Origin of the sequence: Burkholderia sp. 567, from assembly GCF_040545115.1 — a bacterium.
Taxonomy (GTDB): Bacteria; Pseudomonadota; Gammaproteobacteria; order Burkholderiales; family Burkholderiaceae; genus Burkholderia; species Burkholderia ambifaria.
The window spans coordinates 219,262-243,112 of record NZ_JBEPLG010000009.1 but is presented as its reverse complement, the minus strand read 5'-3'; the positions used below and the strand labels follow the sequence as shown (position 1 = coordinate 243,112).

Sequence of the window (23,851 nt, the reverse complement as noted above, 5' to 3'; positions counted from 1 at the left end):
ATGGATGCCGCACCATTGATCGACGCGCTGCATGGCGGCGCGGATATTCCCGTCGGCGACGTGCGGGACGTGTTGCCGCATCGCGGCACGATGCTGCTGCTCGACGCGATCGAGCGCTGCTCGGAAACCGGCATCGAGGTCAGCGCGCTCGCGCGCCGCGATGCGTGGTATGTCGACGGCAATGGCGCGATGCCGGCGTGGATCGGCATCGAGCTGATGGCGCAGGCGATCGCCGCGCATGTCGGCCTGCTCGCCGCGCATGCGGGCGGCCGCGCGAAACCGGGCGTGTTGCTCGGCGCCAACCGCTATCTCGCGCATCGCACGGCGTTCGGCGCCGACACGACGCTGCGCATCGTCGCGCGGGAACTGCTGCGCGGCGACGAGGGGCATGGCGCGTACGAATGCGCGATCCATGCCGACGGCGAGTGTTGCGCGGAAGCCGTCGTCAAGGTGTACCAACCAAACGATTTCCAATCCTTTATCGAAGGGAGCTTCAATTCATGACTCGGCGAGTTCTCGTGACAGGGGCGAGTCGCGGCATCGGCCGCGCCGTGGCGCTGCGCGCGGCGTCGGACGGTTTCGCCGTGACCGTGCATTGCCGCACCGGCCGCGATGACGCGGAAGCCGTGGCCGCGACGATTCGCGCGCAGGGCGGCACGGCAAGCGTGCTGCAGTTCGACGTGCGCGACCGTGCGGCGTGCCGGCAGGAACTGGAGGCCGATGTCGAAGCGAACGGCGCGTACTACGGGATCGTCTGCTGCGCGGGCGTGACGCGGGACGGCGCGTTTCCGGCGCTGTCCGAAGAGGACTGGGACATCGTGATCGAAACCGGGCTGGACGCCTTCTACAACGTCGTTCATCCGCTGACCATGCCGATGGTGCGCCTGCGCGGCGGCGGCCGCATCGTGACGATCGCGTCCGTGTCGGGCGTGATGGGCAATCGCGGCCAGGTCAATTACAGCGCCGCGAAGGCCGGGCTGATCGGCGCGACCAAGGCGCTGGCGATCGAGCTGGCGTCGCGCAGGATCACCGTCAATTGCGTGGCGCCCGGGCTGGTCGACACCGGCATGCTCGACAAGGTGCCGCTGGAACACGCATTGAAGACCGTGCCGATGGGCCGCGTCGGCCAGCCCGACGAGGTCGCGGCGGTGGTCGGTTTCCTGATGTCGGATGCGGCGAGCTACGTCACCCGGCAAGTGATCGGCGTCAACGGCGGGATGGTGTGATGAAGCGCGTGGTCGTGACGGGAATGGGCGGTGTGACCGCGTTTGGTCAACGCTGGCCGGAAATCGAGGCGCGCTTGCGCGACGGGCGCAACGCGGTGCGGTGCATGCCGGAATGGGACTGCTTCGAGGCGCTGCATACGCGGCTTGCGTGTCCGTTGCCGGCGTTCGAGCTGCCGCCCACGTATCCGCGCAAGAAGACGCGTTCGATGGGGCCGGTGTCGATGTACGCGGTGCGCGCGAGCGAACTGGCGCTGGAGGATGCGGGGTTGTCCGACGATGCATCGATCCGCGACGGCCGGATGGGCGTCGCATACGGATCGTCGTCGGGATCGGTCGAGCCGATCCGGGCATTCGGCACGATGCTCGAAACGGGCTCGATGCGGGACGTCACGTCGAACAGCTACGTGCAGATGATGCCGCATACCACGGCCGTCAACGTCAGCCTGTTCTGGGATCTGAAAGGCCGGATCGTGCCGACGTCGTCCGCATGCGCGTCCGGCAGCCAGGCGATCGGCTACGCGTACGAAGCGATTGCGACGGGCAAGCAAGCGCTGATGCTGGCGGGCGGTGCGGAAGAATTGTCGGGCCCGGCGGTGGCCGTGTTCGATACCCTGTACGCAACCAGTACGCGCAACGATGCCGCGCACCTGACGCCACGGCCGTTCGACGCCGATCGCGACGGTCTGGTAGTCGGCGAGGGCGCGGCGACGCTGGTGCTCGAGGAGTACGAGCACGCGCTCGTGCGCGGCGCGACGATCCATGCGGAGATCGTCGGCTTCGGCTGCAATTCCGACGGTGCGCACATTACCCAGCCGACTGCCGAGACGATGGCGGTCGCCATGCGTCTCGCGCTGAGCGACGCGACGCTCGACGCCGGCGCGATCGGCTACGTGAACGCGCACGGTACGTCGACCGATCGCGGCGACGTAGCGGAGAGTCATGCGACGGCGTCCGTGTTCGGCGAACGCATGCCGATCAGTTCGCTGAAAAGCTATGTGGGCCACACGCTCGGCGCGTGCGGCGCACTCGAGGCATGGTGGACGATCGAAATGATGAAGCGCAACTGGTATGCGCCGACGCTCAATCTCACCCAGGTCGATCCGGCGTGCGCGCCGCTCGACTACATCATCGGCGACGCACGCCGGATCGATGCGGAATTCGTGATGAGCAACAACTTCGCGTTCGGCGGGATCAACACGTCGTTGATCTTCCGCCGGGTCGGCGCATGACGGCGGGCGGCGGCGCGGCGACGCGCGTCGTGGTCACGGGGCTCGGCATCGTGTCGTGCCTCGGCAATTCGTTGGCCGAAGTATCGGACGCGCTGCGCACCGGCCGCTCGGGGGTAAGCCGCGTCGACGCGTGGCGCGAGCGCGGTTTCCGCAGTCAGGTCGCCGGGGTCGCGAGCGTCGCGTCGGCGGCGCGATTCGCGCGCAAGCACGAGCGCTTCATGGGCGACACCGCGCGTTTCGCCGCGCATGCGGCCGCATCGGCACTCGATGATGCAGCGCTCGACGCCGGGATGCTGCGTTCGCCGCGCGCGGGCGCGATCGTGGGGTCGGGCATCGGATCGATCGCCGACTACGACGACGCGATGGAGATCGCGCGGCATCGCGGTATCGAGAAGACGCCGCCTTATGTCGTGCCGAAAGCGATGAGCAGCACGGCGTCGGCATGCGTCGCGCAATTGTTCGGCATCGAAGGCGTGTCGTACTCGCCGTCGTCCGCGTGCACGAGCGCGGCGCTGGCGATCGGGCAGGCGGCGCACTGGATTCGCTCCGGGTACCAGGACATCGTGCTGGCCGGCGGGAGCGAGGCACTGCACGACAACATGACGCTGATGTTCGACGCGATGGGCGCGTTGTCGAGCGGTTTCAACGATACGCCGGAGCGCGCGTCGCGCCCGTATGCGCTCGGCCGCGACGGCTTCGTGATCGCGTCCGGCGCCGGCGTTCTCGTGCTCGAATCGCTCGAGCATGCGCGTGCGCGCGGCGCGCGAATTTACGCGGAAATCAGCGGGTTCGGCCAAGCCACGGACAACGCCGGCATGGCGGCGCCTCATGCACCGGGGATCGCACGCGCGATGCGTGGCGCGCTCGACGGCGGCGGGCGGCGTCCGGACTACGTCAACACGCATGCGCCGTCGACGCCGCTCGGCGACACCGAGGAACTCGACGCGCTGCGCGACGTATTCGGTGGCGACGTGCCGGCCTTCTCGTCGACGAAAGGGCTGACCGGACATCCGCTCGGCGCGAGCGGTGCGCATGAAGCGATCTACACGATCCTGATGATGCGCGACGGTTTTGTCGCGGGCACCGCGGTCGGCTCCGAGCCCGATCCGGCGGTTGCCGGCATGCCGCTCGTGCATACCGCGCGCGAATGCGCGATCGAACGCGCGCTGTCGGTGTCGTTCGGATTCGGCGGCAGCTGCGCAAGTGTGTTGTTGGACGCCTGGAAGGGCGATTGAAGTGAACTTACTGAGCTGAGAGGACGATAACAATGAAGCACAAAGGACATCTGGCCGGCATGTTGGTGGCCGCGTCATTGCTGACGGGGTGCGGTACCGTGGTGCGTTCGCTGCCGCTGCCGGCGGCGGCAACGACGCCGGACACGAGCGGCGTCGCGATCTATTTCGGCACGCAGCCGCATCCGGACGTGAAGACCAGCATCGGTCCGCGTTCGGAATCGGTACGTGTGGCGCGCGGGACGCAAGCCGAACAGCCGACGTGCGATCAGGCGCTGGCCGAAGCGTTGAACCGTCTTCGCATCTATGCGAAGAATCATGGCGGGAATGCGGTCGTCAACGTGACGACGCGCTTTCATGAAAAGCGTTCCGAGTCGACGTCCGAATACACGTGCGGCGTGAGCGGCAGCGCCGGCGCGATCGCCGTGTCGGGCGACGTCGTGCAGCTGAACGCGCAATAACGGGAGCACACGTGAAATATCGCATCGCACTGGCGCTGCTCGGCGCGACGTTCGTCGCGTCGGCCGCGCACGCACGGGACACGATCCGAGACTATCCGATCGAGAAAGCGTTGAAGAGCGAGGAAGGAAAGCTCGACGACGGCGTCGCGCTCTATTTCGGCGATCAGTCGCATCCTCGCGTGCTCAAGTCGTACGGCACGTTCGCGACGAACAAAAAGACCAACGCGTTCGGCAAGAGCGACGAGGCGGCGTGCCAGCATGTGTTCCTGTCGGCAGTGATCGAACTGCAGGCGCGCGCGCGAAAGGAAGGCGGCAATGCCGTCGTCGGCATCAAGAGCAATTACCGCAACGTGTTGCGCTCGAGCACGACGGAGTTCACGTGCGGGGCCGGCGCGGTCGTGGCGGGTGCGGCGCTCACCGGCGAGATCGTGACGCTGAAGCGTTAGCCGGCGCGTGTCGGACGGGGCCGCCGAGCGGCGGCCTCCGACACTCAGGCGGGCTTGCGCGCGGCGACGTTCACGAGCGTCTCGCGGCGCTTGCCCGGCTTCGGTGCGTACAGGCCGATGCGCTCGAGGAGTCCGAAGTCTTTCGCGCGGCTCCACCAGAGGTAGGGGAACGACACATTGCAGGCGTCGAACGTGAACCCGCCGTCGCGCAGCATCGCAAGGTAGCCGTCGGCACTTTTCTGAACTTCCATCGGATGACGGAACAGCAGCCGGATCACCCACGACTTGATGTACGCGTCGGTCGATTCGGCGAACAGCAGCAGCCCGCCGGGTTTCAGTACGCGGCGAAAGTCGGCCAGCGCATGCTCCTGGTCGACGAGATGATGAAAGGTCTGATGGCAGAACACGATGTCGACGCTCGAATCGGCGAGCGGGATCTGTGTGCAGTCCGCGCGATGCAGTTCGACGGGCGTGGCGCAGCGACGCGCGGCTTCCGACGCATGCGTGAGCGAGTCGTCGTGACAATCGATGCCGATGATTTTGCCGGGCGCGAACGCTTCGCCGAGCAGGCGGAACGACTTGCCCTGACCGCATCCCGCATCGAGGATGACGGGGGCCGTTGGCAGGGGCGCGCCGATGAGCTGCTTGAGGTCGTCGATGGCCACCCTAAGCACGTGATGCTCCCAGGTATGCGTGCGAAGAAACCAGATGCCGAAGCGGGTTTCTGGAACATAGGCGGGAGCGTGCGTGCGGCAGGACGTCATGGGCCTCTCGTCGGAATGTTGGATTTGTAGACCGCCTATTGTAGTTTGCAACGCCAGATCGTGGCGTGAGAAACGTAAGATATCCAATCCATCGAAATGGAACGGCAAGCATGAGTGAAATGAAATCGAATTCCGTCGACGTCGCGATCATCGGCGCGGGGCCGTCCGGCGCGGTCGCGGCCGCATTGCTGCGCAGGGCGGGCCGTTCCGTGCTGGTGCTCGAGCGCCAGCATTTTCCGCGCTTTTCGATCGGCGAGAGTCTGCTGCCGCAAAGCATGCAGTATCTCGAAGAGGCCGGTATGTTGCAGGCCGTCGTCGAGGCCGGCTTCCAGTTCAAGAACGGTGCGTATTTCGTGTATCGCGACAGGATGTCGTCGTTCGATTTCCGGGAAAAATTCTCCGACGGCTGGGGGACGGCCTATCAGGTCGAACGCGCTGCCTTCGACGATCTGCTGATCCGTTGTGCGGCGGAACAGGGCGCGGACGTGCGGTTCGGTCATACCGTGCAGGCGTTCCATCCGGGCGATACGCAACGGCTCGAGGTCGTCGACGAAGCGGGGTGCGAATATACCGTTCAAGCGTCGTTCGTGCTCGACGCCAGCGGATTCGCGCGCGTGCTGCCGCGGCTGCTCGATCTCGAGGCGCCGACCGGCATGCCGACGCGCGCGGCAATCTTTTCGCACGTCGAAGACAGCCTGCCGGCCGGGTCGACCGATCGCGACAAGATCTGCATTGCCGTCCATCCGGAGCGTCGCGACGTGTGGTTCTGGATGATCCCGCTGACGAACGGGCGCTCGTCGGTCGGCTGCGTGGCCGACGCCGGTTTTCTCGATGTGCCGCAAGCGCAGCAGGAATCGTTGCTGCGGGAATTGCTGCGGAGCGAGCCGACGTTGTTGCGGCTCGTCGGCAGCAAGCCGTTCGTGATGCCGGTGCGTCGCATCGCGGGCTATGCGTCGAATGTCGAGCACCTGCACGGGCGCGGCTATGCGTTGCTCGGCAACGCTGGCGAATTCCTCGATCCGATCTTCTCGTCCGGCGTGACGATCGCGATGCGCTCCGCGCAACTGGCGGTCGCCGTTCTCGAACGTCAGTTGCGCGGCGAGGCGGTCGATTGGACACGCGATTACGACATCGCGCTGCGCAAGGGCATCGACACGTTCCGCGCGTTCGTCGAGCGCTGGTACTCAGGCGCGCTTCAGGACATCGTGTTTCATGAAGACAAGGCGTCCGACGTGAAGCGCATGGTCTGCTCGATTCTGGCCGGCTATGCGTGGGACGAGTCGAATCCGTTCGTGCGGGAACCGGCGCGCGGCCTCGACGTGCTCGCCGAATTCTGCCGTGCCGGTGGCCTCGGGTGATTCGATGAATCGAGGCGGGCGCCGGGCGATGTTTCGTCCGGCGCCCGCCATTACATCACCGTCGCTCAGCTACCCTGCAGCCGGATATCGCGCGATGACGCGCCGACATACACGGTCCCGCCCGGCACGAACTTCCAGCCGTTTCGCGACGTATCCCACACGCTCTGCATCCGCGGTGAAACGGTCACGCGCACATGCCGTGCCTCGCCCGGGTTCAGCCGGATCTTCTCCCAGCCGACCAGCCGCTTCGGCGGTTCATCCTTGTACGGCACGCCGAGATAGACCTGCGGCGTTTCCGCGCCTGCGACGCGGCCGTCATTGCGCACGGTGAACGCGACGCTCAGCGAGCCGTCCCGTTGCCGCGACACCGACAGCCCGGAATACGCGAAGTGCGTGTACGACAGCCCGTAGCCGAATTCATACATCGGCTTGATGTTGCGCGCGTCGTACCAGCGATACCCCATGTTCAGCTTCTCCGCGTAGACGGGATCGTTCTCGAACGCGCCGCCTTGCCGCCACGCCGGCGAATCCTCGTCGCGCGCCGGGAACGTGACGGGCAGCTTGCCGGACGGATTGACCGCACCGAACAGCACGTTCGCGATCGCCTTGCCGCCACCTTCGCCCGGGTACCACGCCTCGACGATCGCCGACACGCGATCCTTCCACGGCATCAGCACCGGATTGCCGCTCTGCACGACGACGACCGTGTGCGGGTTGGCACGCGCGACCGCTTCGACGAGCGCGTCCTGGTTCGACGGGTTCGCGAGGCTCAGGCTCTGCAATTCGCCGAAATCCTCGCCCGCCGCCTGCGCGACCACGACGATCGCGACGTCCGAGCGTCCGGCGAGCGCCGCGGCCTGGTCGATTTCCTGCTGCGTGTACGCGCGGAACGGCGACTGCTGGTCACTGTTGCCTGCGAACGTGACGTGCGCCGCCGGCGCGAGCGCGCGGATCGCCGCGACGATCGGCACGTCGACCTTCAGCCACGGATTGCGCCACCAGCTGCAGCCCGTCGACGAACCGAAGGTCAGGCCGCCGCAGCCTGCGAACGAACCGGTGACCGGATCGCGCGTGTTGCCCGAGCCGCCGCCCGACAGCACGGCCGCATCGGCGTGGCCGCCGATCACGGCGATCCGCGACAGCGCGGATGCGACGAGCGGCAACTGGTTGCCGTCGTTCTTCAGCAAAACGATCGACTGCTCGGCGACGCCCTGCGCGAACCGGTTCGCGGCCGCGAAATCGATCGTGCCGCCGGCCTTGGCCGGATCGTCCATCACGCCGACGCGGATCATCACGGCCAGCTTGCGGCGCACCATGTCGTCGAGGCGTGCGGTCGACACCGAGCCGTTCGAGATCGCCTGCTTGACGGCGGCCGGCGTCAGGTAGACGCTCGGCCCGACGTCCTCTTCCTCGTCGAGCCCGGCGTTGATCGAGGCGGCCGTGCTGTGCGCGGCGCCCCAGTCGGATTGCACCTGGCCCTGGAAGCCCCATTCGTTCTTCAGCACGTCGTTCAGCAGGTGATTGTTCTCGCACGCGTACGTGCCGTTCAGGCGGTTGTAGCTGCACATCACGCTGCCGGGCTGCCCGCGCTTCGCGGCGATCTCGAACGGCAGCAGGTAGAGCTCGCGCAACGTGCGTTCGTCGATCTGCGTGTTGCCGCCCATCCGGCCGTGCTCCTGTTCATTGCCGGCATAGTGCTTGATGGTCGCGATGACTTTCTGCCGCTGCGTGGCGAGCGTGCGCTCCGCGAGCAGCTCGCCGGCGAGCAGCGGATCCTCGCCGAGATACTCGAACAGCCGGCCGCCGCGCGGCTCGCGCGCGAGGTTGGTGCCGCCGGCGAGACCCATGCCGAATCCTTGCGCACGCAACTGGATCGCGACCTGCTTGCCGTAGTCGTACGACAGGCGACGATCCCAGCTCGCGGCGACGGCGATCGTCGCGGGAAAGGTGGTGCTCGCGAGTGACGTGCTGCCGGAGCCGGTCGCCGAGTCGACCATGTTGAGATCGGGAATGCCGAGCCGCGGCACACCCTGGATGTAGCCGGCGCCACCGCCAGGCACCTTGGACATTTCGTATTGCGAATGAATGAACTGCAGTTTCTCGTCGAGCGTCATCTTGCGCACGAGGAGGTCGGCGCGTCGCTGCGCGGCGGACGACGCGAATGCGTCGGCGGCGTCGCCCGGTGAGTTGAAATCGGCGTTGCCCGCATAGACGCTGGTGCAGAGGGTCGCCGCCAGGACGGCGGCCGGCCAGAGTGTGTCCCGCATGTTGCTCTCCATGATCGTATTGCCGGTTGTTGTTCGGATATGTCTGGAGCTGCGTACGTCCGATGGATTCGCATCGAACGCATTCGGCTGGCGATGCAGGGTGATTGCGCGTCGGCATGCCAGCCAGGCGGGGAATCGTTACGGCCGGTTGGGCCCGATCGGAGCACGCGGACGGCGACGCGGACCGCCCGACACTGCCGAATCGGATGTAGCGATTCTCTGCAGCGACCAATCGTACGAATGTAGTATGACTACAGCATCGGTGTTTCTACTGATCCGTATGATCTTTTTTCGATGCGATGGCTGGCCGCCGGAAAAAGACGGTCATCGTTCCCGACAGGGTGCGCGCGGCGGAGTAAGAAGTACCTGCGCGATGCGCTTCGTTGTGCGCGCATCGAAGGGAGCGTCATCGGATTCCGGCCGCTGCGAGGAAATCGCGCAGCACGGCCGACGCGCTAGCTGCGTCGAGCGACAGCGCTGCCAAGCAGCGGAATCCCGGCGCGATAGACGACGATCGCGAGCGCCGCGGCAACCGCGGCCTCGGCCGTCAGCACGGCGGCGGCCGCGCCCAGTTCCGCGAAGTACTTCGCGAGCACGGGCACCAGCACGATGTTCAGAATGCCCGACGACATCAGGATCCGCGTGAACGCCGATTTCATCCCGAGCGGCAGCATCGTCTGCACACCGAACAAGTCGGTCATCCCGGCCATGAATGGAATGAAGGCCATCCAGCGCAGCACCTGGACCGTCGGTTCGTACGAAGGGCCATACAGGAGGCGCACGGCAAGCGGCGCGCCGAAGAAGATCGCGAGCGAGATGCCGAGCACCATCACGACCTGCACGACGAACAGCTTGCGCAGGAACGAGAACGCGTCGTTGCGTGCGTGCCGCATCAGGTAGCTGATGCGTGGATAGGTGGCGGCCTTCAGCGGCTGGAGCATGCTGAGCGCCGCGCGGATCAGCTTGTCGCCGGCGGCGAAGTAGCCGGCCGCGACGTTGCCCGACACGAAGCCGAGCAGCACGGTGTTGGTCGACGCGTAGAACGCGATCGACGTCGACGCGAGGAACACCTGCCAGCCGCCTTTCAGCGATTCGGCGATGTCGGCGACGCCGACGCGCACGAAGTCGATTTCCCGCTGGAAATACAGATAGGCGGCGAGCACGATCGCGGACAGCGTCGGCACGGCGGCGTTGACGATCATCGCGCGATCGATGTCCGCCGGGCTGTGCACGAGCGCGAACATCGCGGGCAGGCTCAGGATGCGGCCGATGAACAGGATCACGCTCAGCGCGCGCAGCTTCTCCATGCCCTGGAAATACCAGCCGGGCGTGAACGCCACGCCGGCCACCATCCCGAAACCGATCAGCAGCAGGTCGCGGTCCTCGCCGAAGCGCTCGACCAGGAAGGTCAGCGCGATCAGCACGATGAAGCAGATCACGGCGATGCCGATCTGCGCGTACAGCGTCGCCCAGAAGATGCGCGAGCGTTCGGCGCGGTCGTCGCGGGCGAGGGCGATGCGCGGCGTCGCGGTCAGGTCGAAGCTGTAGCTCGTGCAGTTGGTGAGGTAGGCGATGACCGCGAGCGAGAACGCGAGCTGCCCGTAACCCTCCGGTCCCAGCGCGTGCGTCAGCAGCGGTGCGATCAGCAGCGGCACCGCGTACATCGAAATCTGCAACGTCAGCAGCAGCAGGAAGTTCTTCTTGATGTTTGACATTCGCTCGGTCGGCGCCGTGGGTGCCGCATGGCGGCGGAGTGCGGGCCGCCGTGCGCGCGCGGCCGGCCGGCGCTGGCCCGGCTGCGTGGGTTCGCGGCCCGTTTCCGGCGGGCGCCGGTTTCGTCCGGCGATGCCGGACCCGGCCACATCGTATGGCGGTCATGATACGGGCCGCGCGAGACATCTGTGTTCGCGAGCCTACCGTTCGCGGATTCCGTGCGCGCGTGCGGCCCGAATCGTGCTGTGGCGCGCATCGTTGTATCGCCGCCGTGGTGAATGCATTTGTAAGCTGGCGCACCGAAGGACGCTCGGGCCCGGTGCTCTAATCAAGCGCACTGTTTTGGTTCAGCGCGCAAAGGGCTTGACGACGACTCGGGCCGACAACCGTCGTCCCCGGGCGACGGGAACACGACGACGCATGGCGAAGGGCGAGCGGGGCGCCCAGGGGCGCGACGGCAGTCCGTTACCCGAAGGCCGTGCGTTCGCCGACCGGTCGCACGATCGCGGCATGGCCGATCCCGGCGGAGCCGCCGGCGCGGGTGTCCGCACCCGATAACAAATACCGATCCGAGGAGTACCGATTGAAGCCGATAACGTTCGGCAGCTGCGTGGGGTGGCTGCACGAAGGACAGACGACACAAGGCGTGATCCTGTGCGAATCGCTGGGGCACGAGGCTTCGTGGACGCACAAGCTCATGCGAGCGATCGCGGAGCGGCTGGCGCGCGACGGCGTGACGGTATTGCGATTCAACTATCCGTGCACCGGCGACTCGGCGGGCGACGATCGCGACGCCGGTCGGCATGCCGCGTGCATCGCCAGCATTCACGACGCGATCGACCTGTTGCGCGACCAGGCCGGCGTCACCGCGCTGACGCTCGTCGGGATTCGCGCGGGTGCGCTGTTCGCGATGCTGGCTGCCGCGGGCATGGGCTCGCGCGCGTCGCCGCGCGTCGATGCGCTGGTGGCGCTCGCACCGGTCGTGCGTGGCCGCGCCTATCTTCGCGAGCTGTCGTTCGTGCATCGCCAGTGGCTCGACACCACGTCGCCGGCAATCCGCGCCGCGCATCGCGACGAACCGTGCATGAACGTGCTCGGCCACCGCTTTCCCGGCGATTTCGTCGATGCGCTGAAGGCGCTCGATCTGTGCGACGTCGTGCGCGATGCGCCGACGTTGCCCGGTGCGATGCTGCTGATCCAGCCCGATCAGGGCGACGGGCCGGCATTGCGCGACGCGCTGCTCGCGCGCGGCGTGGACGTGACGAGCGATCCGTTCCGCGAATGGCCGACGACGATGCTGGACGGTACGCGCTCGCGCTTGCCGCTTGCTGCGATCGACACGCTCGCGAACTGGATCACCGAACGTGCGCCACACAAGCTAGCCAGCGCCGACACCGCGTCGCGAGCGGACCCGGCATGGAATGGCGAGTCGGCCGTCGCGCTCGACATGAACGACATGACCGAGCAGGTCGTCGCGGTCGGTCCGGACCGGCTGGTCGGCGTGCTGTGCCGGCCCGCCGATATGCGGCCGGCGAAGCCGGTCGGCCCGGCGGTCGTGATCGCGAACACATCGACGAATCCGCGCAGCGGCGAAGGGCGCTTCAGCGTGCGGCTCGCACGCACGCTGGCACGCGCCGGCGTGGCGACGCTGCGGATCGACGTGCATGGCGTCGGCGACAGCGGGCGCGCCGTGACCGACGATCAGTCGGGCGTCGTGTATTCGACGCAGTCGAGCGACGACGTGGCCGCCGCCGCGGACTGGCTGCGCTCGCTCGGTCATCCCGAGGTGGTCGCGGCCGGCATTTGCTCCGGCGCGTATGCGGCGTTGCATGCGGCATTGAAGACGCCGGCGCTCGGCGGCGTGATCGCGGTCAATCTCGCGCGCTTCGTGTGGCCGGCCGGGCTCACGCTCGAAGCCGTGCAGAAGCAGCGGAACAACTCGGTGCGCGGCTACTGGCTGTCGGTGCGCGACTGGCAGAAGTGGAAGCGCCTCGTGCGGGAGCGCCGCGACCTGCGTCCGATCGTGCGGGCCGTGGCCGCGAATGCGATCGCGCGGGTCAGCGTGCCTGCGAAGGCGCTCGCCGCGCGCGTCGGGTGGAAGCCGCGAAGCAGCACGCCGCGCGGCGTGATGCACGAACTCGCGCAGCGCAACGTCCGGACGACACTCGTGTACGGCGCGCTCGATCCCGGCATCGACGATGTCCGGCGTCACTTCGGCGCGATCGAGCACGCGTTCCGGCGCTCGCGTCACGTGCGTCTGCATCTCGAGCCGGAGGTCGACCACGCGGTGTACGGCGCGGCGGGCACGGACATCGTGATCGACCTGTGCATGCAGGCGCTGGGCCACGACTCGCCCCGGCCGGTCGCGCGCGTCGCCGATCCGGCCACGCAGGAGGCGGCCGCGCGATCGTACGCGAACGTGTCGGTCGGCAGATCGTGATGTGTGCCGTGCCCCTTGCGTCGACGCTTAGGGGGGGCGATCGCGTTTGGCTTGAAGATCGGCGTTCGGTGGGCTCGCTCACAGACGCGCCGTTCGCCGTGGTGTCCAATCCCGTATCGGCGCGTGCGCGGTCACGCCGTGGCATGACCGCCCGGGATGCGTTAGTCCGGATCACCCGGCTGCGCGTAGGGCGACTTCTCGTAGGGCGACGTGTACAGCGTGCCGGTGTGCCAGGGGTCTTCGGTGGGCGCATCGGCCACTTGCGGGCGATGCGGCCGCGTCGGCACGAGCGGCCGGCGCAGTGCACCGCGGCCGCGGGATTCGGGCGTTGCGGCGGTGCTCGCGGCGGGAAGCGCGGCAGGAAGCGCAGCGCCAGGTGACGCGACGTCGGATGCCGCCGTGGCCGGCCCCGCGGCCGCGCCGGTTATCGCGGTTATCGCGGTTTGTGCGGAGCGCTGGAGCGGCACCGGCGCGAGCGGCGTCGACGACGCGAAGACCGGCGCATCGGCCGACGTGGCAGGCAACGTCTGCGCGCCGGCGGCACAGGCAACGCAGGCCGAGACGATGCAGACGAGTGACGCAAGCGATGCAGAGCAGTTCATGACGAATCGTACGGAGTACGTGCAGTGAAGAGGGAGGCGCGGCACCGCCATGCGAGCCGCGCCGCCAAGCGTAATGCCGGAATTCGCCGCGTTCGGCGGGTTACCGCACAGTTTTGGAAGGACACGATGTCAATCACCACGCAACCGGAATGGACGCTCGGGACGCCGCGGTCACACACCGCAGGCATCCGGCGCGCGCCGTGGCTGTCGCGCATGGCGATCGTGGCGGCCGCGTGCGCGCTGAGCGCATGTGCGTTGTCGCCGGGCATGAGCTACCGGGCGCCTGCCGCGCGCGACGCGAATGCGCGCGTGAGCGCCGACGCATCGGGCGCGGGCGGCCTCGACGGCGTGCAGAACGTGTCGAGCGAGGATCTGATCGAAATCACGCCGGCGTTTGTCGCGCAGCATGCGGGCCCGCGCGCCGATGTCGACGCGGAGATCCGCCAGTTGTTCGGCAAGCCGAAGCCGTATGCGATCGGCCCGGGCGACGTGCTCGGCATCGTCGTCTGGGACCACCCCGAATTGAACCTGCCGACGACGCAGACGACGGGCGGCGGCGACGGCGTCGGCGCCAGCTCGGTCGCGACGGGCTACACGGTCGATGCGAACGGCAACGTGCAGTTCGCGTATGCGGGTCTCGTGCATGTCGCGGGATTGACCGAGGCGCAGGCACGCGCGCTGCTGACGAAGCGGCTCGGCGAATACGTGCGCAAGCCGCAGATCGCGCTGCGCGTGCAGACCTATCGCAGCAAGCGCGTCTATCTGGACGGCGAAGTGCGCACGCCGGGTCTGCAGATCGTCAACGACATGCCGATGACGCTGCCCGAGGCGATCGACCGCGCAGGCGGTTTCACCCCGACGGCCGACCGCTCGCAGGTATCGGTGACGCGCGGTGACCGGACCGTGAACGTGAGCCTGCCCGCGCTGATCGCCGCGGGCGTGAACCCGTCGAACATCCTGCTGCACGACGGCGATCTCGTGCGCGTGCGCGCGGCGAGCGACGCAAAGGTGTTCGTGCTCGGCGAGGTGTCGCGACCGGCGACGCTGACGCTGACCGACGGCCGAATGAGCCTCGGCGAAGCACTCGGCGACACGGGCGGCGTGAGCCAGTACACGTCGGACGCGCGCCAGGTGTTCGTCGTGCGCCGCGGCCCGGACAACCGCCCGCGGGTGTACCACCTCGACGGCAGTTCGCCCGCGTCGTTCGCACTGGCCGACCAGTTTCCGCTCCAGCGCCGCGACGTCGTGTTCGTCGATGCGTCGTCGCTGGTGCGCTGGAGCCGCGTCGTCAACCTGCTGATTCCGTCGTCCGCGCAGGGTGCGCTGACGGCCAGAGCCATTTCGCCGTGACGCTCGTGGCGGATTTCGTGACCGCGACGCGCGTCGCGCCATACGGGACTGATGCTGAATGACTTCTTCGACCCTGCCTGACCCGCACAGCGGGCCCGCCCTGCGGCCGTCCTATCCGGTGCGCCGCTATTGGGGCATGCTGTACGGCGGTCGGCGCCTGATCCTTTGCACGGCGCTCGCGGGCGTGCTCGTCGGCGCCGTGTATGCGCTGTGCGCGGCGCCCGTCTACCGGACCGACATCCTGTTCCAGGTCGAGCAAAGCCCGACCGACTCGAAACAGACGTCGCCGCCCGGCGATCCGTCGGCGGTGTTCGACCTGAAGACGGACGCGTCGACCGAGATCGAGGTGCTGAAATCCCGCGCCGTGCTCGACCGCGCGATCGACAGCACCAATCTGGCCGTCGACGCGCGGCCGCATTACCTGCCGCTGATCGGCTGGCGGTTCGTGAACGCGGCCGACGGATTGTCGTCGCCGTTGCCGGGCGGCTACGTGTACGGCACCGAGCGCATCGACGTGCCGACCTTCGACGTGCCGAAGCGCCTGCTCGGCAAGGGGTTCGCACTGACGCTCGGCGACGACGGTGTCTACACGCTGCAGCGTACGGGCTGGTTCGGCCGGAAGGGGCCGGCATGGCAGGGCCGTATCGGGCAGCCGCTGCATGTCGACACACCGCAGGGGCCGCTCGACATCTTCGTGCGCGACGTGGCCGGCAAGCCCGGCGCACGCTTCGACCTGACGCGCTACAGCGACGAGGAGGCGACAGTCTGGCTGCAGAAGAATGCGCTGATCTCGGAGCGCGGCAAGCAGTCGAACATGATCGGCGTGACGCTCGACGGCATCGATCCCGTGCACGACAGCCGCGTGCTGAACGCGATCGGCGACGCGTACCTCGCGCAGAACACGCAGCGCAAGTCCGAGGCGGCCGACAAGCTGATCCGCTTCATGGATACCCAGCTTCCGCAGCTGAAGGCGCAACTGGAACAGGCGGAAAACCGCTTCAACGCATTCCGTGCATCGCATGGCACCGTCAATACGAGTGATGAGGCGCTGGCATTGCGCCAGCAGTCGGTCGACATCGAGACGCGCGTGCAGACGCTGCAGCAGCGGCGCGAGGAATTGCTGACGCGCTTCATGCCGAAGCATCCGGCGTTGGTGGCCGTCGATGCGCAGCTGGCCGACGCGCAGCATTCGCTCGACACGACACGCAAGCAGATCCAGCAGTTGCCGACCGTCGAGCAGGGCGTGCTGCAGTTGCAGCGCGATGTGGCCGTCGATACCGCGCTGTACACGAACCTGCTCAACACGCGCCAGCAGATGATCCTCGCGCGGGCCAGCAAGACCGGCACCGTGCGGATCGTCGACACGGCGAAGGTTGCCGAGGAGCCGATCGGCCCGCATCGCGGCGTCGCGGTGATCGCGCTGATGATGCTGGGGCTGCTGGCGGGCGCGGCGATCGTGATCGTGCGGCAGCGTGTCGTCGGCACGATCGGCGACGCCGAGGAAATCGAATGGACGACGGGGCTGCCCGTATTCGCGACCGTGCCGCATAGCGCGGTCGCGGCGCAAGCGGAGTCGCGCCCGAAGGCCGGACGGCGCGGCACGCGCGCGCCGATGCCGCCGATCGGCGCGCGGGATGCGCACGACGCCGCGCTCGAAGGCCTGCGCAATTTCCGCGCGGCGCTGCAATTGTCGATGCCGGACGCGTCGAATCCCGTCGTGCTGATTTCCGGGCCGACGACGGGCGTCGGCAAGTCGTTCGTCGCCGCGAATATTGCGTCGCTCGTCGGCGCGGCGAAACGGCGGGTCCTGTTGATCGATGCCGACCTGCGCAAGGGTTCGCAGCACGAGCGGTTCCGCCATAGTCGCGCGCCGGGCCTGTCGGACGTGGTGGCAGGCACGCACGGGCTCGCCGAGACGATCCGGCGCGGGGTCGCGCCGGGCCTCGATTTCATTCCGATGGGCAGCATCGTGCCGGACCCGGGCGAGCTGCTGCTGCAGCCCGCGCTCGCCGAACTGATCGAGCAAGTCTCAGCGCGCTACGACATGGTCGTGATCGACGGTCCGCCGTTGCTGCCGGTGGCCGACGCGCTGGTGCTCGGCCGTCTCGCGGGAACCGTGTTCCTCGTCGCGCGTAGCGGCGCGACGACGCTGACCGAACTCGAAGAAAGCGCGCGACGGCTTGAACACGCGCATATCGACGTATGCGGCGTAGTCCTGAACGATTACAAGGGCGCGCCGGGGCGGTACGACTACGGCTACAAGGATACGAACACGCATCAGGCCGCGTCCGAATATGCGGCAGGGATGGCGTCGCGGCAACGGGTGGAACGGGCGTCATGAACCGGCGAGCGGGCGGGGCCGGGTACGGGCCGCGACGGCGTGCTGCGACGACGCGCACGGCGGCGCGCGTGCGCGGCGCCGCCGCCGGTGATATGGACGGTTACACGGGCTACTGGTGGGAAGATCCGGCACGCCTCGTGCTGATGTTCATCCTGCCGTTGTACGGCATGCTGTCGCTCAGCCTGCTGGGCGACCCGAAGGCAATCGCGCGCGTCTATTTCGACGGCTACTACGCGTTCGTCGGCGCGCTGTTCCTGATGGTGGTGATGGCAGCGGCATGGCTCGCGACGACCGAAGCGCGCACGCGACGCGGGCCGCCGCCTGCCGCGGTCGAGCTGTCGCCTCGCGTGCTCGATTTCGTGTTCGCGCTCGCGCTGTTCGGCTATGTGCTGTTGCTGAGCGGCATCCTCACGCATCCGGCACTGCTGGTCGCGTTCGTGCGCGGCGAGGCGAATGCCTACGACATGCTGGAACTGAAGGGGCGCATCACGGGCCTCAGCACCTTCACGCAGGCGACCGCACCGTTCGTCGTGCTGTATTTCTATGTGTTCAGGACACCTGTAAAGGGACTGAATCGCTACAAGATCTACTTCGCCGTGCTTGCCGTGCTGACGCTGATGCGCAGCTTCATCTTCGCCGAACGGCTTGCGCTGATCGAGATGGTGATGCCGCTTGCGCTGATGGTTGTGCGGTTCCGGCTCGGAGGCCGGTATTCGCGGCTGTTGACGCTCGGTCCGTATGCGGCGATCCCGTTGCTGTTCGGCCTGTTCATCGCGAACGAGTACAACCGGTCGTGGGAAGCCTATTACGTCAACATCTACGACAACCTGTTCGATTTCGCGCTCGAACGTCTCGGCCTGTACTACTCGACGTCGTTGAACAACGGCGCCGGAATACTGAGTGTGCTGGGCTGGGACCAGGGCCACCCGATGTTCACGTTCGACTGGCTGCTGCGCTTCCCGGTCATCGGCGCGCCGTTGCAGCCGTGGCTGGACTCGGGCGACAGCATCAACCTGTTCCTGAACGGCTACGCCGACCCGGAGTTCAACAACCCGTCGGGCATCTTCGTCCACTTCTACGAGTGGGGCTGGTTCGGTTTGCTCGATGCGCTCGCGCTCGGCTGGGCGGTCGGTCGCAGTTATGCGGGCTGGCGGAGCGGCAACGGGTTCTGGTGCTGCATCCATGCGGTGCTTTACGTGTCGGTCATGGAAGTCATGCGAACGCCGAACCTGTTCAGCGGACGCAATTTCGTGCCGGTCGTACTGCTGATCGCGATCTTCCAGTGGTTCGCCAAGGCGCCGGCACGTGCAACGCCTGCCGCCGGCGGCGGAGTCGATGGAGACGGAAACCGGCGCGTCGTTGCGCGTGGCAATCGGGCGGCCACGGATGTCGATCCGGTGGTGTCGCGATAAGGCGATGGCCGACGCATTACTCATCATGGCGACTCACAAGCAGAAGTTTGAAATTCTGGACGGGTTGCGCGGCATTGCGGCGATCAGCGTGATGCTCATGCATTTCCTTCAGGACCTGCCGATTCCGATACTGCAGAGTGCTTATCTTTCGGTGGACGTGTTCTTCATGCTGAGTGGCTTCATCCTCACGTACTCTTACGGAGAAAAATTGCGTCAGGCGTCGTGGCGGCGCGAGTATCTGAAGCGACGGGTGATTCGTCTTTATCCGATGATATGCATCGGGCTGACGATCGGGTTCGTGAGCCTCGTCGTCATGCGCGTCAATGCGTCAGCGGCGTTTTCGTTCGGCAACCTGGCCGCAGCCACCGGACAGAATTATTTTCTCGTTCCGTATCTGGGGCGTTTTTCGGTGTCTGGCTTTGTCGGTGCCACGAATCGCGGCTTGCAAGCGGTCGACGATCCCGGTGTGTTTCCTCTGAATCCGCCGGCCTGGTCGCTGTTCTTCGAGTTGTTCGCGAGCGTTGTGTTGATCGCGGCCGTCAGGATGAAAGAGCAGAGCCTGCTGAGACTCGCCTATGCATGTCTCGGTGCGTTCGTCGCGTATGGATGGCTCGTGGGCCTCGACCACGACAAAGTGACTGTCATCCTGAATCAGGGCTGGGCGGCCGACAATTTCTTCGGCGGATTCTTCAGGGTCGGCTACGGGTTCCTGCTGGGCGTGGCAATCGCGAAGATGCACGACGCCGGTCTCCCGGCGAGGCCGCACTGGTTCGCGGCCGGGCTCGTCAGGAACGACTGGATGCTGTTTGCCGTGTTTCTGCTGGTCGTCCTGTTTCCGACGTCGATCAAGGGAATTTACGCGTTGGCCGTGCTGTTGTTCGTCGCCCCCGCGCTGGTTTATCGCGGCGCCATGCTCGCGCCGAGCGGCCACGCGGTGGCACGGATCAGCGCGTTCCTCGGCTGGATTTCGTACCCGCTTTATTGCGTGCATTACCCGATCGGAAGGCTCGTGTTCGCGTATGCGCGGCAAGGCGACATCCACGTCGTCAGAACCGCAATGCTTGCCGCGAGCCTGTCGATCGTGTCGGCCGCGTTCCTCGCGAAATTCGTCGAGGAGCCGATCAGGTCGTATCTCGGCAAGCGCCTGTTCGGCAATCAACCGGCCGCGACAGGCAGCACCGTCAACGTCGCGTAATCGTGCCGATTCGGTCGCCTGCCGCTCGCGCTACAGCGTCTCGAAGATCGCCTTCATCATCTCGGCACTGCGGCTCCAGCGATATTGCTCCGCATGCGCGATCCCCTTGCGTTTGAGCTCGGCCCTGAGCTCGGGGGAATCGAGCAGGCTACGCAATTTCCGCGCGATGTCGTCCTGCGAATACGGATCGCAGTACAGCGCCGCATCGCCACAGACTTCCGGCAGCGCGGCCGATTTTCCGACCAGTGCGGGGCAGCCGTAGCGCATCGCCTCGAGCGGCGGAATGCCGAAGCCTTCATAGATCGACGGATAGAGGAAGCACGCCGCGTTCTGATACAGCGCCTTCAATTGTTCGTCGCTGATGTAGCCGACGTACTTGATGTTCGGCTCCGGCGCGCCAACCGGGTCGTGCTTGCCGAACACGGTGGTGTTCTGCATCCCGACGATGACGAGATCGACCGACGGATCGCCGATCTGCCGGAAGGCGGCGATCAGCCGGCCGAAGTTCTTGGTGGGATTCATGCTGCTGACCGCGAGCACGAACCGATCCGGCGTCAGCGCATGTTTGCCGAGGACGCTCGTGTCCGGTGCCAGCGCGTCGAGATGATCCGCACCGAGCGGCACGACCATGATCTTCTCCGCGGAAACGCCGCAGTGATGGGCGAGGCGATCGCGCGAGAAACGGGAGTTGGTCAGCACGCACACCGAGGTTCGCGCCAGGATCCAGAACATGATCCGGTACCATACGCGGAACGGCCGGGAGAAATGCGCGGGCGTGTCGAATACCGCCGCATCGTGCATGTAGATGATCTGGTTGCCGAGGAAGATCGATGCCGAATTGCCGAGATTGACGATGCGGCCGCGGCGCGCGAACAGCGGGAGAATCAGCTGCTCCCACACCACGCCCTTGTAAAAGCCGACCTCGACCGTCTTCGCGCCGTTCACCGCGACGCCGGGCCGTGGCGGCACCAGCACGGTCACCGGATCCTGCGGATGAAACTTGATCAATGCGGCGATCAGCTCGCGCGCGACGCGTTGCACGCCGGTCGTCTTCTGCGTCGTGAATCGGCCGTTGTAGACGAGTTGCTTCGATTTGCTGGCGATCATGTCGATAAGGAGATGTCGAAATCGGGATCAGGCTTCGACGTGATCCGGCGCAACCGGCTCGAAGTCGCGTGTGTCGGCACGCGGCTCGTCGGCGCCGAGTCCGTAGAGGGCATTCCACTGGCGGAAGATCGCGTTGATCGAAAACCGCTGGATCGCCCGTTGCCGGGCCGCGGCGCCCATTTGCTCGCGCAGTTGTCGATCGTCGCGGAGCACGGCCACATAGGCGGACATCTCGTTGGCGTTCGACGCGACGTAGCCGGTCACGCCGTGGATCACCACGTCGCGATTGCCGACGACGTCCGTCACCACGGCCGGTATGCCGGCAACCTGCGCTTCGATCAGCGCGACCGGCATCCCTTCCCAGCGGGAGGTCTGCACGTAGATGTCCAGCCCGGACGTGAGCGCCAGCGCCCGCGCGCGGGTCACCCAGCTGCTGCAGACGACGGCACTGCGCTGGCTGGGATCCGCAATCTCGGCCGCGTTGCCGCCGATCCACAGAAACTCGACGTCGGCGCCGTGCAGCGTGTTGGCGAGCCGCACGAATGCTTCATGGTTCTTCTGGAACGACGCACGACCGCTCATTCCGATGACGACCTTGCGATCGTCGCGCGTTCGACGCGGCGGAATCTCCGCGACATGGACGCCGTTTTCCACCAGGACCACCGATTTCGGCCGGACCTTTCTTCTGATCTCACCGAGCTCGCTGCCCGAGCAGGCGACGACGGTGCCGCCGATGCGCGCCGCGATGCGTTCAAAGCTCAGATACGCGAACTGCTTCATGCGCGACACGTCGCAGCGCAGGAACGAGAGCCCGTGCGGCGAGTAGAGGACCGTCGCATTCGGCGCGGCGATCCGGGCGGCGACCCGCCCCAGCACGCCGGCCTTCGACGAATGCAGATGGATTGCGGTCGGCTGGCAGTCGCGCAGGTTGTGGATCAGCGCGCGCAAGCTCCGCAGGTCATGTGTGACGCTGACCTCGCGCACCATGTCGACATGGACGAGCTTCACGTCGGGCCGGAATAGCGTTGCAAAATCGGCCGGCGTTTCCGCTCGGATCGAGTGCAGCACCGTGACGTCGGCGCCGGTTGCCGCGGCATGGTTGGCGAGATGCGTCAACATCGAAAGCACGCCGCCACCGAACGCTTCGGCAATATGAACGATCTTTTCTTTGGTCATCTTTGGGTCCAGCGATCCGATCGCGCCGGTCATCGCCCGTCGCGATGACGGGCAGACGGTGAATCGTGCGGTCGCGTCGTCCGGTTCCTTGAACTATGCATTCCTAATTGATAAATGCTTTCGAGTCGTGGCCATTGAATCCCGCTGCCTGGATCGCGCGTGCGAAGCGGATAAAGCGGTCGGTCGAATTGCGCCAAACACGATGCAGCGCGACGAATCGAAACCGCGTTCGACTATGGCGACTGGGAGCGACGCAACGGCGAAGTCCGGTCAGTGCGCGTGAATCCACTGGTCCGGATCATTGTGCAGCGCATGCGCGAACGACTGGGTGCGATGGCTTACCGAAGAAGCGATTCGGCGCCGGACGTCACGGCGCGACGACGCTATCGTGTGCCGACACGCTGCCCGGATGACTTGCGCACGCGCGCAAGCGGATTGGAGATATAGCGAATCGCACGGTTGCTGAGCGTCGACGACGGCAGCAGGCACGCGAGCGACAGCCCGGCGACGGCCACCTTCTTCGCGGGACGCCAGAACGGATTGCGCAGCACGGTATGCCAGTAGCGTCCGGATTCGCACAGGAACCAGCGCCAACGCCGCACGAGCGGCGCGTGATACAGCGTGCTGGCGAAGCGGGCCTTCTCGATCGCGAAGTCGAGCGGCGCGATCGGCAACGCTTCGTGCAGCCGCGTGCCGGCGAGCATGCGCAGCGTCGACCATCGGCGTTCGGCCTTCAACGCGCCCGTGGCGGCGTCTTCCGAGTTGGTGAGTGCAAGGGCCGGCGTGTCGGCGGCTGCGTCGCCGGCCGGGTGTATATCCGGCTGCTGATGCACGCGATAGCCACCGAGCGTTGCGTCGATCATATGCACGGCGCCGAGCAAAGCGATGCCGTAGATCGCATAGAAATCCGCGCCATGCAGGTTGTCGGGCGTGACCGGCACCGGAAAGATGCGCTTGAGCGCGTCAACCCGGTACGCGTTGCCGGACGCGGGCGGCGACGGATACAGCCAGCCCGCGCGCAACAGGCGGCCGCAGTCGGTGTCGACGGCCGACTGTGGCACGCTCGCGCCGGTCACCGCACCGTCACGCGCGATCACGTCGAGCCGGAAGTGGACCTTCACGAAGTCGCCGGACGCGAACGCGGCCAGCACGCGGGCCGCGGCGTCCGCATAGAGAAGGTCGTCCGCGTCGAGCAGGATCACGTAGCGCGTCGCGACATGCTCGAGCGCGCGGTTGTACGCGGCGACCTGACCGCGATTTTCCTGGAACACCGCCGTCACGCGCTCGCCATATGAGCGGATGATGTCGCCCGAATCGTCGGTGGAACCGTCGTCGACGACCAGCACGCGTACACCGTGCGCGGTCTGCGTGAGCGCCGAATCGATCGCGTCGCGCAGGTACGCGCCGTGGTTGTAGTTGCAGATGGCGATGGTCAGGTCGGTCATGAACGGGTTCTGGACGAGCGAAGAGCGGACGGCCGGATGCCCGGATGCCCGGATGCCCGGCGCCTTGCGGCGACGCCGAAGCGCGGC

General features: G+C 66.6%; 19 protein-coding genes. 12 read left to right on the top strand and 7 right to left on the bottom strand.

Annotated elements, in window-relative coordinates:
- From ABIC50_RS25480 to ABIC50_RS25455, 6 genes are read left to right on the top strand one after another with little or no spacing between them, the layout of a single operon-like run.
- Nucleotides 1-504 carry a hotdog family protein gene (locus tag ABIC50_RS25480; RefSeq protein ID WP_011658629.1) on the top strand — a complete coding sequence of 168 codons (504 nt, stop codon included), beginning with the start codon at nt 1-3 and terminating at the stop codon, nt 502-504.
- Entirely contained in the window at nt 501-1,226 is a 726-nt protein-coding gene (locus ABIC50_RS25475; RefSeq protein WP_354167695.1) for a 3-ketoacyl-ACP reductase FabG2, read from the top strand. The genes ABIC50_RS25480 and ABIC50_RS25475 overlap by 4 nt, the downstream gene beginning before the upstream one ends.
- A complete protein-coding gene (locus tag ABIC50_RS25470) occupies nt 1,226-2,455 on the top strand; it encodes a beta-ketoacyl-ACP synthase (RefSeq protein ID WP_354167693.1) in 1,230 nt (409 codons plus the stop codon). The genes ABIC50_RS25475 and ABIC50_RS25470 overlap by 1 nt, the downstream gene beginning before the upstream one ends.
- Nucleotides 2,452-3,690 carry a beta-ketoacyl synthase N-terminal-like domain-containing protein gene (locus ABIC50_RS25465; RefSeq protein ID WP_354167691.1) on the top strand — a complete coding sequence of 413 codons (1,239 nt, stop codon included), beginning with the start codon at nt 2,452-2,454 and terminating at the stop codon, nt 3,688-3,690. Before ABIC50_RS25470 ends, ABIC50_RS25465 begins: the two co-directional genes overlap by 4 nt.
- Before the next feature lie 32 nt (nt 3,691-3,722).
- Nucleotides 3,723-4,148: a signal peptidase gene (locus ABIC50_RS25460; protein WP_175659377.1), complete on the top strand. Its 426-nt coding sequence runs from the start codon at nt 3,723-3,725 to the stop codon at nt 4,146-4,148.
- 11 nt (nt 4,149-4,159) lie between these two features.
- Entirely contained in the window at nt 4,160-4,594 is a 435-nt protein-coding gene (locus tag ABIC50_RS25455) for an excinuclease ABC subunit A (protein WP_354167689.1), read from the top strand.
- 44 nt (nt 4,595-4,638) lie between these two features.
- Here ABIC50_RS25455 and ABIC50_RS25450 read toward each other — a convergent pair whose 3' ends face one another.
- Nucleotides 4,639-5,358: a class I SAM-dependent methyltransferase gene (locus ABIC50_RS25450; protein ID WP_354167825.1), complete on the bottom strand. Its 720-nt coding sequence runs from the start codon at nt 5,356-5,358 to the stop codon at nt 4,639-4,641.
- 110 nt (nt 5,359-5,468) lie between these two features.
- On the opposite strand from ABIC50_RS25450, the gene ABIC50_RS25445 reads away from it, so the two are divergent.
- Nucleotides 5,469-6,716: an NAD(P)/FAD-dependent oxidoreductase gene (locus ABIC50_RS25445; protein WP_354167686.1), complete on the top strand. Its 1,248-nt coding sequence runs from the start codon at nt 5,469-5,471 to the stop codon at nt 6,714-6,716.
- 65 nt (nt 6,717-6,781) lie between these two features.
- Here the strand turns inward: ABIC50_RS25445 and ABIC50_RS25440 are convergent, their stop codons facing one another.
- Entirely contained in the window at nt 6,782-8,983 is a 2,202-nt protein-coding gene (locus ABIC50_RS25440) for a glycoside hydrolase family 3 C-terminal domain-containing protein (protein ID WP_354167684.1), read from the bottom strand.
- 455 nt (nt 8,984-9,438) lie between these two features.
- A complete protein-coding gene (locus tag ABIC50_RS25435; RefSeq protein WP_354167681.1) occupies nt 9,439-10,698 on the bottom strand; it encodes an oligosaccharide flippase family protein in 1,260 nt (419 codons plus the stop codon).
- A gap of 581 nt (nt 10,699-11,279) precedes the next feature.
- Between ABIC50_RS25435 and ABIC50_RS25430 the strand changes: the two genes are divergently transcribed.
- A complete protein-coding gene (locus ABIC50_RS25430) occupies nt 11,280-13,136 on the top strand; it encodes a serine aminopeptidase domain-containing protein (protein WP_354167679.1) in 1,857 nt (618 codons plus the stop codon).
- Nucleotides 13,137-13,297: 161 nt separating this feature from the next.
- Here the strand turns inward: ABIC50_RS25430 and ABIC50_RS25425 are convergent, their stop codons facing one another.
- Nucleotides 13,298-13,789, bottom strand: a complete 492-nt coding sequence (locus ABIC50_RS25425) for a hypothetical protein (RefSeq protein ID WP_354167676.1) — start codon at nt 13,787-13,789, stop codon at nt 13,298-13,300.
- Nucleotides 13,790-13,864: 75 nt separating this feature from the next.
- On the opposite strand from ABIC50_RS25425, the gene ABIC50_RS25420 reads away from it, so the two are divergent.
- The 4 genes from ABIC50_RS25420 to ABIC50_RS25405 are packed head-to-tail and all read left to right on the top strand — an operon-like array spanning nt 13,865 to nt 20,036.
- On the top strand, nt 13,865-15,088 hold the full coding sequence (locus tag ABIC50_RS25420) for a polysaccharide biosynthesis/export family protein (protein WP_354167673.1): 1,224 nt from the start codon (nt 13,865-13,867) through the stop codon (nt 15,086-15,088).
- Between the two features lie 58 nt (nt 15,089-15,146).
- The gene (locus ABIC50_RS25415; RefSeq protein WP_354167670.1) at nt 15,147-17,429 is read left to right on the top strand and encodes a polysaccharide biosynthesis tyrosine autokinase; all 2,283 of its coding nucleotides are present in this window, start codon (nt 15,147-15,149) and stop codon (nt 17,427-17,429) included.
- The gene (locus ABIC50_RS25410; protein ID WP_354167667.1) at nt 17,426-18,841 is read left to right on the top strand and encodes an oligosaccharide repeat unit polymerase; all 1,416 of its coding nucleotides are present in this window, start codon (nt 17,426-17,428) and stop codon (nt 18,839-18,841) included. Before ABIC50_RS25415 ends, ABIC50_RS25410 begins: the two co-directional genes overlap by 4 nt.
- Nucleotides 18,735-20,036 (top strand): acyltransferase family protein, encoded by a 1,302-nt coding sequence (locus tag ABIC50_RS25405; RefSeq protein ID WP_354167664.1) that lies wholly within the window; start codon nt 18,735-18,737, stop codon nt 20,034-20,036. Before ABIC50_RS25410 ends, ABIC50_RS25405 begins: the two co-directional genes overlap by 107 nt.
- A 30-nt stretch (nt 20,037-20,066) precedes the next feature.
- On the opposite strand, the gene ABIC50_RS25400 is transcribed toward ABIC50_RS25405, so the two are convergent.
- From ABIC50_RS25400 to ABIC50_RS25390, 3 genes are all read right to left on the bottom strand, one after another.
- A complete protein-coding gene (locus tag ABIC50_RS25400) occupies nt 20,067-21,143 on the bottom strand; it encodes a glycosyltransferase family 4 protein (protein ID WP_354167662.1) in 1,077 nt (358 codons plus the stop codon).
- A 27-nt stretch (nt 21,144-21,170) separates the two neighbouring features.
- Entirely contained in the window at nt 21,171-22,319 is a 1,149-nt protein-coding gene (locus tag ABIC50_RS25395) for a glycosyltransferase (RefSeq protein WP_354167822.1), read from the bottom strand.
- 383 nt (nt 22,320-22,702) lie between these two features.
- Complete coding sequence (locus ABIC50_RS25390) at nt 22,703-23,764, bottom strand: glycosyltransferase family 2 protein (RefSeq protein WP_354167659.1); 1,062 nt, start codon at nt 23,762-23,764, stop codon at nt 22,703-22,705.
- Nucleotides 23,765-23,851 lie beyond the last annotated feature (87 nt).